General features: G+C 29.3%; 11 protein-coding genes and 1 other annotated feature. Of the genes, 7 read left to right on the forward strand and 4 right to left on the reverse strand.

The window, feature by feature from the left end; all coding sequences use genetic code 11:
• Positions 1–30 precede the first annotated feature (30 nt).
• Positions 31–1,218, reverse strand: coding sequence for a YibE/F family protein (locus U8307_RS08055; protein WP_326906808.1), 1,188 nt, complete (start codon positions 1,216–1,218; stop codon positions 31–33).
• Positions 1,219–1,307: 89 nt separating this feature from the next.
• The gene (locus tag U8307_RS08060; RefSeq protein WP_326906810.1) at positions 1,308–2,831 is read right to left on the reverse strand and encodes an FAD-dependent oxidoreductase; all 1,524 of its coding nucleotides are present in this window, start codon (positions 2,829–2,831) and stop codon (positions 1,308–1,310) included.
• A 167-nt stretch (positions 2,832–2,998) separates the two neighbouring features.
• Positions 2,999–3,215: a binding site (T-box leader), on the forward strand.
• Between the two features lie 80 nt (positions 3,216–3,295).
• Here U8307_RS08060 and ileS point away from each other — a divergent pair.
• Together ileS and U8307_RS08070 are read left to right on the forward strand one after the other, a co-directional pair.
• Positions 3,296–6,427 carry an isoleucine--tRNA ligase gene (gene ileS / locus U8307_RS08065; protein WP_326906812.1) on the forward strand — a complete coding sequence of 1,044 codons (3,132 nt, stop codon included), beginning with the start codon at positions 3,296–3,298 and terminating at the stop codon, positions 6,425–6,427.
• Positions 6,428–6,633: 206 nt separating this feature from the next.
• On the forward strand, positions 6,634–7,941 hold the full coding sequence (locus U8307_RS08070) for a metallophosphoesterase (protein ID WP_326906814.1): 1,308 nt from the start codon (positions 6,634–6,636) through the stop codon (positions 7,939–7,941).
• 3 nt (positions 7,942–7,944) lie between these two features.
• On the opposite strand, the gene aroD is transcribed toward U8307_RS08070, so the two are convergent.
• Positions 7,945–8,703, reverse strand: a complete 759-nt coding sequence (gene aroD / locus U8307_RS08075) for a type I 3-dehydroquinate dehydratase (RefSeq protein WP_326906815.1) — start codon at positions 8,701–8,703, stop codon at positions 7,945–7,947.
• Positions 8,704–8,725: 22 nt separating this feature from the next.
• Positions 8,726–9,604 carry a shikimate dehydrogenase gene (locus U8307_RS08080; protein WP_326906818.1) on the reverse strand — a complete coding sequence of 293 codons (879 nt, stop codon included), beginning with the start codon at positions 9,602–9,604 and terminating at the stop codon, positions 8,726–8,728.
• 397 nt (positions 9,605–10,001) lie between these two features.
• On the opposite strand from U8307_RS08080, the gene ptsP reads away from it, so the two are divergent.
• From ptsP to merA, 5 genes are all read left to right on the forward strand, one after another.
• Entirely contained in the window at positions 10,002–11,750 is a 1,749-nt protein-coding gene (gene ptsP / locus U8307_RS08085; RefSeq protein ID WP_326906820.1) for a phosphoenolpyruvate--protein phosphotransferase, read from the forward strand.
• Positions 11,751–11,753: 3 nt separating this feature from the next.
• Positions 11,754–12,338: a flavodoxin family protein gene (locus U8307_RS08090; RefSeq protein WP_326906821.1), complete on the forward strand. Its 585-nt coding sequence runs from the start codon at positions 11,754–11,756 to the stop codon at positions 12,336–12,338.
• Positions 12,339–12,401: 63 nt separating this feature from the next.
• Positions 12,402–13,772: a 23S rRNA (uracil(1939)-C(5))-methyltransferase RlmD gene (gene rlmD, locus U8307_RS08095; RefSeq protein ID WP_326906823.1), complete on the forward strand. Its 1,371-nt coding sequence runs from the start codon at positions 12,402–12,404 to the stop codon at positions 13,770–13,772.
• A gap of 448 nt (positions 13,773–14,220) precedes the next feature.
• Entirely contained in the window at positions 14,221–14,574 is a 354-nt protein-coding gene (locus tag U8307_RS08100) for an ArsR/SmtB family transcription factor (RefSeq protein ID WP_326906825.1), read from the forward strand.
• 1 nt (position 14,575) lies between these two features.
• Positions 14,576–15,988, forward strand: coding sequence for a mercury(II) reductase (gene merA / locus U8307_RS08105; RefSeq protein ID WP_326906827.1), 1,413 nt, complete (start codon positions 14,576–14,578; stop codon positions 15,986–15,988).
• Position 15,989 lies beyond the last annotated feature (1 nt).

The following is a 15,989-nucleotide window of genomic DNA, read 5'->3' on the forward strand; positions in this document are numbered from 1 at the left end:
ATTATTGTTTCTGAGAGCAGAGAAAAATCTTTATTTTTTTAATTCGTTTTCGGATAAAATAAAATTTTTATTATTATGGTTATAAACATATGCTGCGAAAAAAGAAGTAATTGGTATAGCAAATAAAATACCCATGCTTCCAATAATAGCTTGCATTACTTCAAAAACAATCATTTCTAAATTAAATAGTAATAAAATATCCTTGTAGTTAACTACTAACAACAAAACAACTGATAATGAACTGCCTATATAAGCTAATATTAATGTATTTGTCATAGTACCAATGGCATCCTGACCAATATTCAGTCCGGATTTAAGCATAGTTTTAAAGTTTTTGTTAATCATATTTTCTGATAACTCATTCATAGCTGATGCAATCGACATTGATACATCCATTACAGCTCCAAGGGATCCTATAACAATACTGCTCCAAAGAATTGCTATAAGGTCAATAGGCTTGTCCGGATTTATCATTAGTAAAAACATTGATTCTTCATCAATTAATCCTGTTAAATGTAGAAACTTACTTATTATTAAGGCAAACAATCCAGCTATAAAAAGGCCACCTAAATTCCCTATAATTGCGCATAATGTTTTTTTATTTGCTCCATTTATAATAAGTAAATTCATAAATATAATAAATATACTTACTATAGTTGAATTTAAATAAATATTGTTGCCTTTAAGTATAGATGGAACAAATACCATAAAAATTGCTAGGCATGTAAAAATAAGAGAAATTATAGTATTAACTCCTTTTTTGTGTCCAAATATAATAAGAAGAACAAAAAAGCTAATTAAAAGCCAAATAAGAATATTACTTCTGTCATATTCAATAAAAGTCCAAACTTCTTCTTCTCCTGTTCTAGATAATAAAGAAGATAAAAGAATATTATCTCCAGGTTCGATTTCCTTCGGATTAACTGCAATATTTTCATCAATGTATTGAATAGCTTCAATTGTACTTTCTTCAATATCATCATCTGATATTTTCGCTTTAAACTTAATAGTAGTACTTGACATACTTTCATAACCATAATCTAAAGTTTCTACCTTTTTATCTTCTATCGAAATAACTTGAGCTTTATACGATTTCTGATAACTTTCGTCGTTGAAATTTGTTTTATTAATGTTATAACCAGCTATAATGAAAACTATAGAAAATAATATTGTAGCTATATAGATAATTGTGTTTTTATATGATTTAATAAAATGCATATGTTACCTCTCAATAATTTTATAAACTAAATTTAATAAGAGTATAACATATGAAGTTTTATTTTAAAACAGCAAAAATTCAAGTAGTTTTAATTTTTTTCAATTTTTATTTTATCCAAAGGGTAAACGGATGGACCTTCTAATATATTTCCTCTTATATCAAATCTGGAACCATGGCATTCACAATCCCATGTCTTTTCTGCTTCGTTGAAGGATACTCCGCATTTCATATGTTTGCAAACTGGGTTTATACAGAATAATTCACCTCGTTCATTTTTATAAACGCCAACTTTTCTTCCATTATAGTTTATTATTTTTCCTTTTTCTTTTTCTATTTCAAATAAATTTTCCGGAACTGGCTTAATTCTTTTAAGGAAGCCTGATGCAATATACATACTAGATGAAAGAAACTCTTTAGAAGATAACAAGGGTGTAATTCTTGATGGATTGTATATTTCAGAGTAATCATCATCTATATTCAATATTTTATTACTAAGTATTAAAGCTGCAGCTGCTGAGTGAGTCATACCCCACTTTTTAAAACCTGTTGCTACATATATATTTTCAATGTTGTCTGAATATCTTCCTATATAGGGAATTTTGTCATATGTTATACAGTCTTGAGTTGACCATTTGGATAAAATTTGTGGATTTTTGAAATTATTCTTTAAAAAAGTTTCTAATTCCTTATAAGCATTTTCTTCGTTGTCTTTTGCACCAGCTCTATGATTAGCACCAGATAATATTAAAATATTATCATTGTTATCATAATGATATTTCATAGAATAAATAGGATCAGTAGGATTTATATACATTCCTTCAAAGGAAGCTGAATCGGTTTTTGCTGCAATGACATAAGATTTTTCCTGATAAAGTCTTAAAAAAAACAAGCCCATATTGTCCTCGAAAGGATAGTGAGTTGTAACGACAATTTTGTTAGCATAAATATTACCTTCTTCTGTTTTTACAACATGGTAATCACTGTGTGGTTCGATGCTTATAGCTCTAATATTTTCGTAAATCTCACAATAATCCAATAAAATATTATAAAGACTGTATAAGTACTTTAAAGGATTAAATTGTCCTTGGTTTTTTATACCTATGGCACCCAATGGTTTAACAGGCAAAGGTGCGTCTTCTGTATAAAAACCATCTATATTAAGTAACTTATATGCTTCTAATTCTGCTTTTAAAATTTTAAGTTCATTTTCCTTTGTTGTATAAACATAAGCTGTTTGTTCTTTATAATCACACTGAATATTATTTTCTGTAATTATATTTTTAATTAGATTTAATCCTTCAACATTAGCTTTTAAATATTGTCTAGCTTCATCTATACTAAAGCTATTTATTAAGTAATCGTATATTAAATTATGTTGCACAGTTATTTTTGCTGTTGTATATCCTGAAACACCATAACCTAAATTTGTTCCTTCAATTATAGCGATTTTGTATCCGCTGTTTCTAAGTAAATATGCAGTATTTAAACCTGTTAAACCTGCACCTATTATAAGCAAATCATATTTTTTGTCTATCAAATCTTTTTTATCATATTTTGTTTCCTTTTTATTAGTAGCAGTTTCATGCCAATATGAATTTCTTGGATATACCATAAGTCACCTCTTAAAATTTTTTATAAATAAGTTAAATGCATATTTATTATTGTTTCAGAAAAGTTATGATATATGCATGTCAATGAAAGACAATTAACAAAAAAATTATTTTATTCCTTGACATTATATTTAAATTAATATATCATAATACAGAAACTATATAATTATTAATAACTGTGATTGGAACAGTAGCTGTAGGAAGTATTTAAGAGAAATAATCATTTTGGTGAGAGGTTATAATTCTGAATACAGTAAAAATCATCCATGAGTTTAATTTCTGAATTAGCAGTAAGAAATTACGTATAAATGCGTTAAATTTTTGAGTGACATATATTTAATGTATTTATATGTAATTTGGGTGGTACCGCGTATTTCGTCCCATGTCTTTGACATGGGACTTATATTTTTATGTATATTTTATAATTTGTATATAATGTTTAAAATAATAACAGGAGGAAGACGAAATGAAGCTATTTAAAGATATATCAAAGGTAGCATATAAAGATAACGAGCATGAAATATCACAATATTGGAAAAAAATAGACTTGTTAAATCAGAGTGTAGAAACTAGAAAAGAAAAACAACCATTTATTTTTTATGAAGGACCACCTACTGCAAACGGTAAGCCAGGCATCCATCACGTAATAGCAAGAACATTAAAGGATTCTGTTTGTAGATACAAAACCATGGAAGGATATCAGGTTAAAAGAAAAGCAGGATGGGATACCCATGGATTACCTGTTGAAATTGAAGTTGAAAAACAGCTTGGATTAAAAGATAAACAAGATATCGAAAACTATGGTATAGCAGAGTTTAATAAAAAATGCAGAGAGTCTGTATTCACTTATGAAAGTCAATGGCGTCAAATGACAGAACGAATGGCATATTTGATTGACCTTGACAATCCATATATAACACTTGATAACAATTATATTGAATCAGTATGGTGGATATTAGATAAATTTAACAAAGAAGGGTATATGTACGAAGGACATAAAATACTCCCATATTGTCCAAGATGTGGAACAGGTCTTGCTTCTCACGAAGTTGCTCAAGGTTATGAAGAAATAAAAACTGCTACGGCTTATGTTAAATTTAAGAAAAAAGATGCAGATGAGTATTTCATTGCATGGACAACAACTCCTTGGACTTTATTATCAAATGTTACATTAGCTGTGCATCCAGATGTTGAATATGTAAAAGTAAGAACAAAAGATAAGGAAGATGTAAAAGGAGAAGTATATTACTTAGCAAAAGCTTTAATAGATAAAGTAATAAATGAAGAATACGAAGTTCTTGAAGTGATGAAAGGCAAGGACTTAGAATATCTGGAATACGAACAACTTATGCCTTTTGTCGAAATTCCTACAGGCAAAAAAGCATTTTATGTAACATGTGCTGACTATGTTACAACTGAAGATGGTACCGGTATAGTTCATACTGCACCTGCTTTCGGTGAAGATGACTACAATACTGGTGTGAGATATGGACTGCCTGTTGTTAACCCTGTAGATGATACAGGTAGATTCAGAGGAACACCTTGGACAGAAATGTTTGTAATGGATGCAGATCCAGCAATATTAAAATGGCTTAGACAAGAAGGAAAATTATTTAAAAAAGAAACAATTCTCCATAATTATCCTCATTGCTGGAGATGTCATACTCCTTTATTATATTATGCTAGACCGAGCTGGTATATTCAAATGACAAAATTAAAGGATAAACTTATAGAAAATAATAATCAAGTTGAATGGTATCCTGATTTTGTTGGTGAAAAAAGATTTGGCAATTGGCTTGAAAACTTAAATGATTGGGCAATTTCTAGAAGTCGTTATTGGGGAACTCCATTACCATTGTGGAGATGTACATGTGGTCATATTGAAAGTATTGGTTCAAGAAAAGAATTAGCAGAAAAAGCTATAGAAGAAGTAGACGAAAAAACAATTGAACTTCATAGACCGTTTGTTGATGACATTCATATAGTTTGTCCTGATTGTGGTAAGCATATGACAAGGGTTAAGGATGTAATAGATTGTTGGTTTGATAGTGGTTCAATGCCATTTGCACAACAACATTATCCTTTTGAAAATAAAGAAAATTTTGATGAACTTTTTCCAGCTGATTTTATATGTGAAGGTATAGATCAAACGAGAGGATGGTTCTATTCATTAATTGCTATATCAACCTTTGTTAAAGGTCAATCACCATATAAGAGGGTTCTTGTAAATGACTTGATTCTCGATAAGTTTGGCAAGAAAATGTCTAAATCTAAAGGTAATACTGTTGATCCATTTGAATTGTTTGATAAATACGGAGCAGATGCATTAAGATGGTATTTGTTATATGTATCACCTGCATGGTCTCCTACTAAGTTTGATGAAGATGGATTAAAGGAAGTATTAAGTAAGTTCTTTGGTACTATTAAAAATGTGTATAATTTCTTTACATTGTATGCTAATACTGACTCAGTTAATCCTAAAGAATTCTTTGTAGATTATAAAGATAGACCTGAACTAGATAGATGGATTATTTCGAAGTATAATAATTTGGTTAAATATTGTAGAGAAAGTATGGAAATATATGATTTAACTAAAACAGTTAGAGCTATACAAGAGTTTGTTAATGAAGAATTGTCTAACTGGTATATTAGACGTTCAAGAAGAAGATTCTGGGCAACAGAGTTAACAGAGGATAAAAAGGCAGTGTATAATACAACATATGAAATATTAGTTGGTATTGCACAATTAACTGCACCATTTGCTCCATATTTATCAGAAGAAATATTTAGAAATCTTACTGGTGAAACTTCAGTGCATTTAAGCTATTATCCAGAAGTAAATGATAACTTAATAGATGAAAATGTTGAAAAAAGAATGGATTTAGTAAAAGAACTTGTTAAGTTAGGAAGAGCTTCTAGAGAAAATGCAAGAATAAAGGTTAGGCAGCCAATTAGTAAAATCCATATAGATGGTAAATATAAAGAACTTATTTCTGATTTAGTACCTCTTATAATGGAGGAATTAAATGTTAAAGAAGTAATTTTTGAAGAAGATTTAAATGAATTTATGGATTTTTCATTAAAACCTAATTTTAAAGTAGCTGGACCTAAACTTGGTAGCAATGTAAAAGCCTTTGCTGGTGTATTAGCTAAAGCAGATGTTTTAGAAATAATATCTAAAGTTCAGTCAGGAGAAAATTATGAACTAGAAGTAAATGGTGAAAAAATATATCTTGATGAAGAAATAATAGATATTCGTATATCTGCAAAAGAAGGATACAATGTATCAACTGGTAACAATTTATTTACTATAATTGACACAAACCTCACTCAAGAACTATTAGATGAAGGATATGCTAGGGAATTTATATCTAAAGTTCAACAGATGAGAAAAAATAACGGTTATGAAATGATGGATAGAATCAAAATATTCTATGATGGCTCAGAAGAAATAGATAAAGCTGTTAATAGTTATATGACATTCATTAAAAGCGAAACATTGGCTGATTCAATAGAAAAAGTTAATGATGACACAATGGAAGTTCAAAATTTAAATGGCTTGGATACAAAAATAAAATTAGAAAAATCAAATAATTAACAAAACTAATGAGTTATAACTACGACATGGTACATACTATGTCGTAGTTTATTTTATACCAATACCGCAACGCAACGAAGGATAAGTAAATATTTACCATAATATATAACATGACAATAAAATGTTATTATTTACCAAATATAAAATTAGATTGTTATTAATTTGATTTATGGGTATAATGTATATAAGGCTGGGAGGGGATATGGTTGAAGAAAACTATTTTATTAATTCTAGTATGTATTATTATATTCTTTTTAGTCAATCCAGACATAATCTCACAAATGGCTTTTAAGATTAAGTTTGGAGATGATCTTATCTTATATGTTGTTTCAGACCTTCATTATTTATCAGAAAAATTATACGATAACGGAGAAGCTTTTAATAAATATGTTGAAAGTGGAGATAAACTTTTACAGTATACTGAAGTTTTCTTAAATGTATTCAAGGAAAAGGTTTTAGAGAATAAACCTGATTTTGTTGTGTTTGCAGGAGACCTAACAAGTAATGGTTCAAAAGTTAGTCATATGGATTTATCGGACAAACTTTCAGAAATTGAGGATTCTGGAACAAAAGTGTATGTAATCCCAGGGAATCATGATTTAAATAATACTAGGTCAATTTATTTCGACAAAGAAGAAGTACATAGGTCAGAAAATATAAGTAATGAAGACTTTGTAGATATTTATGGTCAATTTGGATATAATGAAGCTGCTTTTAGGGATAAAGAATCTTTAAGTTATTTGGCTAAACCTAATGATAAAGTTTGGCTTTTAATGCTAGATTCAACTAAGCCCTATCCTTATTCTGGAGGCAGATTAGAGAAATCTACTTTAGAATGGGTTAAAGAGTGCTCAAATTTAGCTAAAGAAGAAGATGTTAAAATGATAGCAGTAATGCATCATAGTTTAGTTGATCATAGTAAAATTATAAATTTTAATTATACAATAGACAATAGTAAAGAAGTAGTTGAACTAATGCATAAAAGTGATATAGATATAGTGCTAACTGGCCACATACATTTACAAGATATTAAATCTAATGAATATGAGGGCAGAACTCTATATGATATTTCTACTAGCTGTATTTCGATATATCCACATCAATTTGGGCAATTAAGTTATTCTCCATGGGAAGGTTATGAGTATAAAACTATGAAACTTAATATGGAGGAATATGCTAAAACAAATAATATGAAAAACGAATCTCTTGAAAAGTTTGAAGTATATTCGGAGAACTTTTTTAAAGTAAATTGTTGTAAAAATCAAAAAAACTGTGTAGAAGATATTGAAAGTTTAAGCGAAGATGAAAAAGCAAAAGTTGTTGAAACGGTATCTGAAATGAATAAAATGTATTTCGCTGGGTATAGAAATGAAGCGTTAAATAAAATTACAGAAACAGAGGGATTTAAATTACTTGAAAGCATTGAAGATTGTCCTGTAAAGAGATATGCAATGGCAATATTAAATGATGAAAGAGCTGATAATAATATACTTATTATCAACTTTGCTGAGTAAGGTTTAAAAGACTTTATGAAGTAGATTTAATATTTTATTGACATCCTCTACATTTAATTGACCTGGTGCTGAAACATCTTTTGCTGAAGCAAATGTCATACAAGAACCAAATAATTCTCCAGTTAATCTGGATATTACTCCTAGTGGGCCCATAGATATAGTAATAAATGGACGGTCACTTTTTATATTTTTCATTTCTAAAGTTGCGCTTAGCAGTGTTAATACATCATCTTCGGACGTGGGCATAACTGCTATTTTAGTTATATCAGCATCATACTGTTGCATTTTTACTAATCTGTTAACTAATTCATCTTTGGAAGGAGTTTTGTTAAAGTCATGATTTGACATTATTACTTTAACATTATGTTGCTTTGCTAAAGATATTAGTTTATTAATTACTTCCTTTGTACTGAAAAATTCTATGTCTATTATATCAATAAATCCACTTTCTATAGCAATAGAATTTAAGATAGAATAATTTTCTTCTGACATTTCATGTGCTCCCCCTTCTTTCTTTGTTCTATAAGTAAAGAGAATGGGCTTGTTAACAGAAAATCTGATTTTTTTAAGCATATCTACTACCATTGAAAAATTATCTACCTTATCATAGAAATCTACTCTGAATTCAATTAAGTCAAAGCATATATTGTTTAAGTGTTTAATTTCATCTGAAATTTGCTTATCTGTTCTCCCAATTAATGGAACGCATATTTTAGGTGGTCCTTCATTAAAAACCAAATTTTTCACTTGGACTTTTTTCATACTTTCTCTCCCGTATAATCAATTAGAATAATATTTTTTTGATGTGATTTATAGGCATCTCTTGACCAGTCCATAATTTAAATGAAGCTGCTCCTTGGAATAAAACCATCCCTAGCCCATTAATAATTTTGCATCCGTTTTTCTTAGCCATAGCTAATAATTTTGTTTCTCTAGGTGAATAAATGCAATCAAAAACCACTAATTCTTTTCTTAATATTGATGAATCTGTTATTAAAGATTGGTCTTCTTGTGGTTTCATGCCAACCCCTGTTGCATTAACCAAAATATCACTTGATTCAATTTGTTCTCTTAACTTACTTTTGTCTTCAAGTGCATATAAAGTTGAAATACAATTTGTATTATTATTAAGTTTTTTAATAATATTTTTAGTATTTGTTTTTAATTCGATATTACGATTGAAAATAGATAATTCTTTTGCTCCTTCCAAAGCAGATTGGACCATTATCGCAGTTCCAGCTCCTCCTGAACCTAAAATCGTAATTTTTTTCCCCTTGACTTCAATACCTTCCTCAGATAATGCTTTAATAAAACCAATTCCATCTGTTATATGACCAGTTAAAGTTCCGTTATCATTAACTACAGTATTCACTGACCCTGTTAATTTAGAAGCATCAGATAATTCGTCTAAATATTGAATTATTTTTATCTTATTTGGCATAGATACATTAAATCCCCTGACTTTTAAAGCTTTTAATCCATTAACAGCATTTTTTAATGTATCGTTATCTACTTCAAATGCAACATAAACATAATCTAACCCTAATCTTTTAAATGATTCGTTATGCATTGTTGGAGACAAACTATGTCTAACTGGATTAGCGATTAATCCTATTAATTCGGTTTGACCAGTAACTCTTTTTGTTGTAAATTTGCTATCCAATATGTTACCTCCATTTATAAGTGTTTTTTTCATTTATTATTATTGTAAACTAATATTTGTTTTTTTTCAATTAACTTTAAGTAACAATATAGATAAATTATCTTTTAAAGTCTGGGATATCAATAATGAAAACATTATCCTAGCATAGCGTTGAAATTTCAATATTTTCATTGACATAACTAACGGTAAATAATATAATTATATAAAATAAGGACAAATCTATTCATTCGCAAAATTACATCCAATCAATTATTAATTTATTTAGAAATTCCATGTATTAATATATTTTAATATGCAATATTTTAAAAACCATTAATATGGGTAGATTTATATTATTATTTATGTATCATAAGGGCTCAACAAGAACTGTATTTAATACTGAAAGGTTGTGAAGTTTATGAAGGGTTTAGGAGTATCTCAAGGAATAGGAATAGGTAAAGCTTTTGTTATAAAAAAGAGAGAATTAAATGTAGAAATAACTCATATAAATGATGTCGATGCAGAAATTAAAAGGTTAAATACTGCAATTAATTTAAGTAAAGATCAAATAAACAATATATATTTAAAAACGCTAAAAGAAATTGGTGAAAAAGAAGCCCAAATTTTCAAGTCGCATGAAATGATGCTTGAAGATGAGGCCTTTATAAATGAAATTAAAGAGAAAATAAAAAGCGAAAAAGTTAGCGCAGAATATGCTATTAAAGAAATAGCAAATATATATATTAATATGTTTGATAACATAAAGGATGATTATCTTAGAGAAAGAGCTGACGATGTTAAAGATATAATAGGAAGAGTATTACACAACTTATTAGGTGTTCAAACTACAGATTTTTCAAAGATGAAAGAAAATTCAATTATAGTGGCAAAAGACTTGACTCCTTCAGATACAGCACAACTTGATAGAAACAAGGTTTTAGCTATGATTACAGAAATGGGAGGCAAGACATCTCATGCTGCTATTATGGCAAGAATTATGGGTATTCCTACTGTTGTTGGAATAGAAGGAATATTAGATTTTGTACATAATAATGATAATATTATTTGTGATGGGAAAACTGGTAAAGTAATTATAAATCCTAATAAAAAACAACTAAAGTATTATATTCAAAAAAAATTAAATGAAGAAAAAATAAATAATGAGTTAAAAAAGCAAACAGGATTACCTTCTATAACAAAAGATAATTATAAAGTAGAACTTTTTTCAAATATTAGCACCCCTAAAGACGTAGCAACAGTTTTAGAAAATGATGCTGAAGGAATTGGTTTATTTAGAAGCGAATTTATTTTTATGAACAGAGACTGTCAACCAACTGAAGATGAGCAGTTTGAGCAATATAAAGAAGTTCTTGAAAAAATGAATAATAAACCTGTAATTATTAGAACTATGGATATTGGTGCTGATAAAGAAGTACCGTATATTGATATTCCAAAGGAAATAAATCCATTTTTAGGATATAGAGCAATACGAGTTTGTCTTGTAAATGTTGATGTATTTAGAACTCAACTAAGAGCAATTCTTAGGGCAAGTGTTTTTGGAAATGTTAAAATTATGTTTCCAATGATATCTACGATGAAAGAATTAAAAGATGCTAAGATAGTATTAGAAGAAGCAAAACAAGAATTAAAAAAAGAAGGAATATTATTTGATGATAATATAGAAGTAGGTATTATGATTGAAATACCATCTGCTGCTATAACGTCAGATCAATTAGCGAAAGAAGTTGACTTTTTTAGTATAGGTACTAATGACTTAATTCAATATACAATGGCAGTCGACAGAATGAATTCAAAATTATCCCACCTATACAGTCAATATCATCCTGCGCTTTTGAGATTAATAAATAATGTAATTACAAATGCACATAACGCAGGTATATGGGTTGGTATGTGTGGTGAAGCAGCCGGTGATTTTAAATTAATTCCAGTTTTTTTAGGAATGGGTTTAGACGAATTTAGTATGAATGCTCCATCAATTCTTAGAGCAAGATACATAATTCGAAATTTAAAGAAAAAGGACATGGAAAATATAGCAGAAGAAACACTTAATTTGGAAACTGCTTTGGATGTAGAAAATTATTTAAGTAATTTATTTGCTGAAGAAGAAGATAGCCATTTCAACAGAAGAAGTAAAGGGAGTAATTAGTATATGAATAACAAAAAAGTATCAGTAGTATTTCACAGTGTATGTGGAAATAATTACTTAATTGCAAAAGAATTCTATAAAGAATTCAGTAAATATAATGCAGAAATAAAAATTTTAAAAGTAGATGATCCAAACCTTGATAGCCTAGCAAGTCAATTTCCAATAGCAGGACAATATAAAGATGAAATAATGCAATTAGAATCAGCTAATGCCGAAAAGTTATTAGATAGTGATATAATAATAATGGGCTCCCCAACATATTTTGGGAATGTTTCAGGTGCAATGAAAGCATTTATGGATTCATTTTCACCATATTGGCCAGATGCTAAATTTTGGGGTAAGAAACTTTTCGCTTATTCAACCTGTGCTAATGGAGAAGGTGGAGGAGACATGTGTCTTAATGCAATAAATATATTTGGTCTTCATATGGGGATGATTCCAATTCCTATACCAGCAAATTTGCTTCCAAGTCAAAGTTATCCTGCTTACGGACTATTACATTATGTTGGAGATTATTCAAACCTTAGACCAAGTGGATTCACTATTACTGCAATTAAAGAAATTACAGAAAGATTATTAAAAATATAATATATATATTATGCTGACATGATTATTAATTATGTCAGCATAATCATTACAATAGGAGTTTAAATGAAAAAGGGAGATATAATAGAAGTAAAGATAGTTGATATTCAATTTCCAAACAAAGGAATAGCGACACACGAAGGACAGAAAATAATAATAAAAAATGCTATACCTGGTCAAAAGGTGAAGACAAGAATTAGTAAAATAAAAAAAGATAATATCGAAGCTAAGGTAGTAGAAATATTACTAAAGGCAGATTATGAGCAGGATGCCTTGTGTGATAAGTTTAACATATGCGGTGGCTGTGCCTATCAAAATGTACCATATGAAAAACAAATGCAAATTAAAGAAAAACAGGTAAAAACATTGTTAGATAGTGTATTAACAGAAAAGTATGATTTTCTTCCAATAGTACCAAGTCCTAAAATTACAGAATATAGGAATAAAATGGAGTTTTCATTTGGTGATGAAGTAAAAGAAGGACCTTTAACATTGGGAATGCATAAAAGAAATAGCTTTCATAGTATTGTAAATACAAATGAATGCTATATAGTAGATAATGACTTTCGACAAATATTATGTAGAATTTTAGATTATTTCCAAGGAAATAGTCAGTCCCATTATCGCAAAATGACGAAAATTGGATTTTTAAAATATTTAATAGTAAGAAAAACAGAAAAAACAGGACAAATTTTAATTAATTTAATAACTACTAGTCAAAGTACATTAAATGAAGAAGAATTTGTTGAAATTATATTAAATACTAAATTAGATGGAACAATAAAATGCATAGCTCACTCAATTTATGATGGAGTAGCCGATGTAGCAAAGGCAGATTCGATGAAAGTTTTATATGGAGAGGATAAGATTGTAGAGGAACTACTTGGGTTAAAGTTCAATATTTCATCCTATTCATTCTTTCAAACAAACTCTTTAGGAGCAGAAAAACTGTATTCAATAGCCAGAGATTTTATCGGAACTACAAAAGATAAAACCATATTCGACCTCTACTCTGGAACAGGAACTATCGGACAAATTTTAGCACCAAAAGCTAAAAAAGTAATAGGTATAGAATTAGTTGAAGAAGCTGTAGAAAAGGCTAACGAAAATGCAAAACTTAACAATCTTGACAACTGTACTTTTATAGCAGGTGATGTTTTGAAGAAAATAGATGAATTAAATGATAAACCTGATATTATAGTTTTAGACCCACCAAGAGAGGGCATACACCCAAAAGCAATCCAAAAAATAATAGACTATAAACCGGAAACATTCATTTATATTTCCTGTAAGCCAACATCCTTAGTAAAAGATTTGCCATATTTCTTGGAAAATGATTATAAAGTAGAAAAAGTACAATGTGTAGATATGTTTCCAATGACGCCGCACGTTGAGAGTATAATTCTGATGACGTATTGTGGCTCGAAGAAGAAATAATAGAGTTCAACCACAACATATAGTGGTTTTAGGACAGTTTTTGAGCGAATAAAGAGCAAAAAAACACCGTTTTTTGACCCTTAAAAATAGGCAAAAATATAGATGACATTAGATAGATTGAGTGATGATGGGGAAAAAATAGGAAAACAAGTATGGAAACATGGAATAATAATCTGATGGGCTGGAGGAAACTTTATATAATGTACGTCAGTAGAAAATTATGTATAGTTGATAGAATCTATGCTGCTAAATTCTATTGTACTCATGTTCATATTGTGGTAGAATAAACATATCAATATATATTGATATGTTTATTCTTATTAAGGATGAATTTTACTTTATTGTAAGAAACGATAATGTTTCAAAAAATACTAGAACAATTGTGTGGAGTATGACAATAGCTTTAGTTGAGCTAATTATACATCATGTTTTATTTAGGAGGTAAAGTATGCAAATTAGTGATGAACAAATTGAAGTATATACAAAATTCTTTCATGGATTATCAAATCCTACAAGATATAGAATTATACTTTCCTTAATAGATGGTCCTAAAAATGTGGGAGAATTAACAGAGGATATTGGGTGTTCTCAAAGTCTTATTTCAATGCAGTTAAAATGCTTGAAATGGTGCAACTATGTGAAATCGTCAAAGGATGGAAAGAATATTTACTACTCTATTTCAGATGAAAGAGTGATAGCACTTGTTAAATTAGGTCAATCTATAGCTGACGGAAATACGGATGAAATATGTACTTGTGAAATATTAAAAAATGAAAAGTATACCGAAAACAAGGAGGGATAAAATGAGCGAAAATGCAAAAGACTTTGATATAATTATTATTGGAGGTGGCTCGGCAGGGTTTGCCGCAGCAATTAAGGCTTCTCAGTTTAATAAAAAAGTTGCAGTTGTTGAAAGTGGAGTAATTGGAGGAACATGTTTAAATGTAGGATGTGTGCCTACCAAGAACTTGCTAAGAGCAGCAGAAATATATCATTTTGGAAAAGAGAACCCTTTTGCTGGCATCAATATGAAACAAGTAAGTTTAGATTTTAAAGAGATTATTATGCAAAAAGATAATCTGCTTGCAGAGCTTAGAAAAGAAAAATATATCGATATTTATGAAAATGACAAAAATATTACCTTACTTAAAGGTAAGGCTGAATTTATTAATCAAGATACCATACAGATAAATGAAGAACAGTATAAGGCTTCTAAATATATAATTACAACTGGTTCTAGGTCTTCTATTGCTAAGATTGATGGCTTAGGATGTGTAAAATACTTAACCAATATTGAAATTATGGAGTTAGATAAGTTACCTGAAAAATTAATTATTATAGGTGGTGGCTGGATCGCTGTTGAGTTTGCTCAAATGTTTTCTATGTTTGGTTCAAAGGTTACAATTCTACAAAGAAGCGGAAGAATAGTTAAAAATGAAGAGCCTGAAATTTCTGATGCCTTAGAAAAAGCACTAAAAAACCATGGAATAAATATTGTGACAGATATTTCATTTCAAAAAGTGTATGAAGAAAATAATAGAAAGTATGTAACTGTTATAAAAGACGGGAATGAACAGACTTTTGAAGGTGACCAATTACTAATAGCCACAGGGAGAACTCCAAACTCTGATAACATGGGGCTGGAAAAGGCAGGAGTAATAGTAGATGAAAAAGGTTATATAAAAATTAATGAATATTTACAAACATCAAATCCTAATGTTTATGCGGCTGGTGATGTTATTGGAAACTATATGCTTGTTACGGTAAATGCCCATGAAGGTTCAGTAGCGGGTGAAAATGCTACTCAGAACAATATAAGAAAGCCTAACTATAAAGCAGTTCCTCATGCAATATTTACTAGCCCTCAAGTGGCATCTGTAGGACTTAAGGAATCTGAAGCTATAGAGTTAGGATTAAAAGTTAATAGTAGGACTTTAGATATGGGATTAGTCCCAAAAGCAGCTGCAATTAGAAATACTCAAGGCTTTGTAAAGATGATTATTGACAAAGATACTAAAAAGATTCTGGGGGTTCATGTTATAGGTGAGTTAGCGGCAGATATTATCCAAGAGGCAACCTTAGCATTACAATTTAATCTCACAAGCACTGATATATCAAATACTATACACGTATACCCTACTATGTCAGAAGCAATAAAACTTGTTGCGCAATCCTTTGATAGGGATATGAAAAAACTTAGCTGTTGTGCTGAATAAG

It is taken from the genome of Sedimentibacter sp. MB31-C6, from assembly GCF_035934735.1.
Taxonomy (GTDB): domain Bacteria; phylum Bacillota; class Clostridia; order Tissierellales; family Sedimentibacteraceae; genus Sedimentibacter.

Bases quoted from the DNA above. Each gene is read 5' to 3' on its own strand.
- U8307_RS08055 (WP_326906808.1), bottom strand. From the start codon at position 1,218: ATGCATTTTATTAAATCATATAAAAACACAATTATCTATATAGCTACA.
- U8307_RS08060 (WP_326906810.1), bottom strand. From the start codon at position 2,831: ATGGTATATCCAAGAAATTCATATTGGCATGAAACTGCTACTAATAAA.
- ileS (WP_326906812.1), top strand. From the start codon at position 3,296: ATGAAGCTATTTAAAGATATATCAAAGGTAGCATATAAAGATAACGAG.
- rlmD (WP_326906823.1), top strand. From the start codon at position 12,402: ATGAAAAAGGGAGATATAATAGAAGTAAAGATAGTTGATATTCAATTT.
- aroD (WP_326906815.1), bottom strand. From the start codon at position 8,703: ATGAAAAAAGTCCAAGTGAAAAATTTGGTTTTTAATGAAGGACCACCT.
- ptsP (WP_326906820.1), top strand. From the start codon at position 10,002: ATGAAGGGTTTAGGAGTATCTCAAGGAATAGGAATAGGTAAAGCTTTT.
- U8307_RS08100 (WP_326906825.1), top strand. From the start codon at position 14,221: ATGCAAATTAGTGATGAACAAATTGAAGTATATACAAAATTCTTTCAT.
- U8307_RS08090 (WP_326906821.1), top strand. From the start codon at position 11,754: ATGAATAACAAAAAAGTATCAGTAGTATTTCACAGTGTATGTGGAAAT.
- merA (WP_326906827.1), top strand. From the start codon at position 14,576: ATGAGCGAAAATGCAAAAGACTTTGATATAATTATTATTGGAGGTGGC.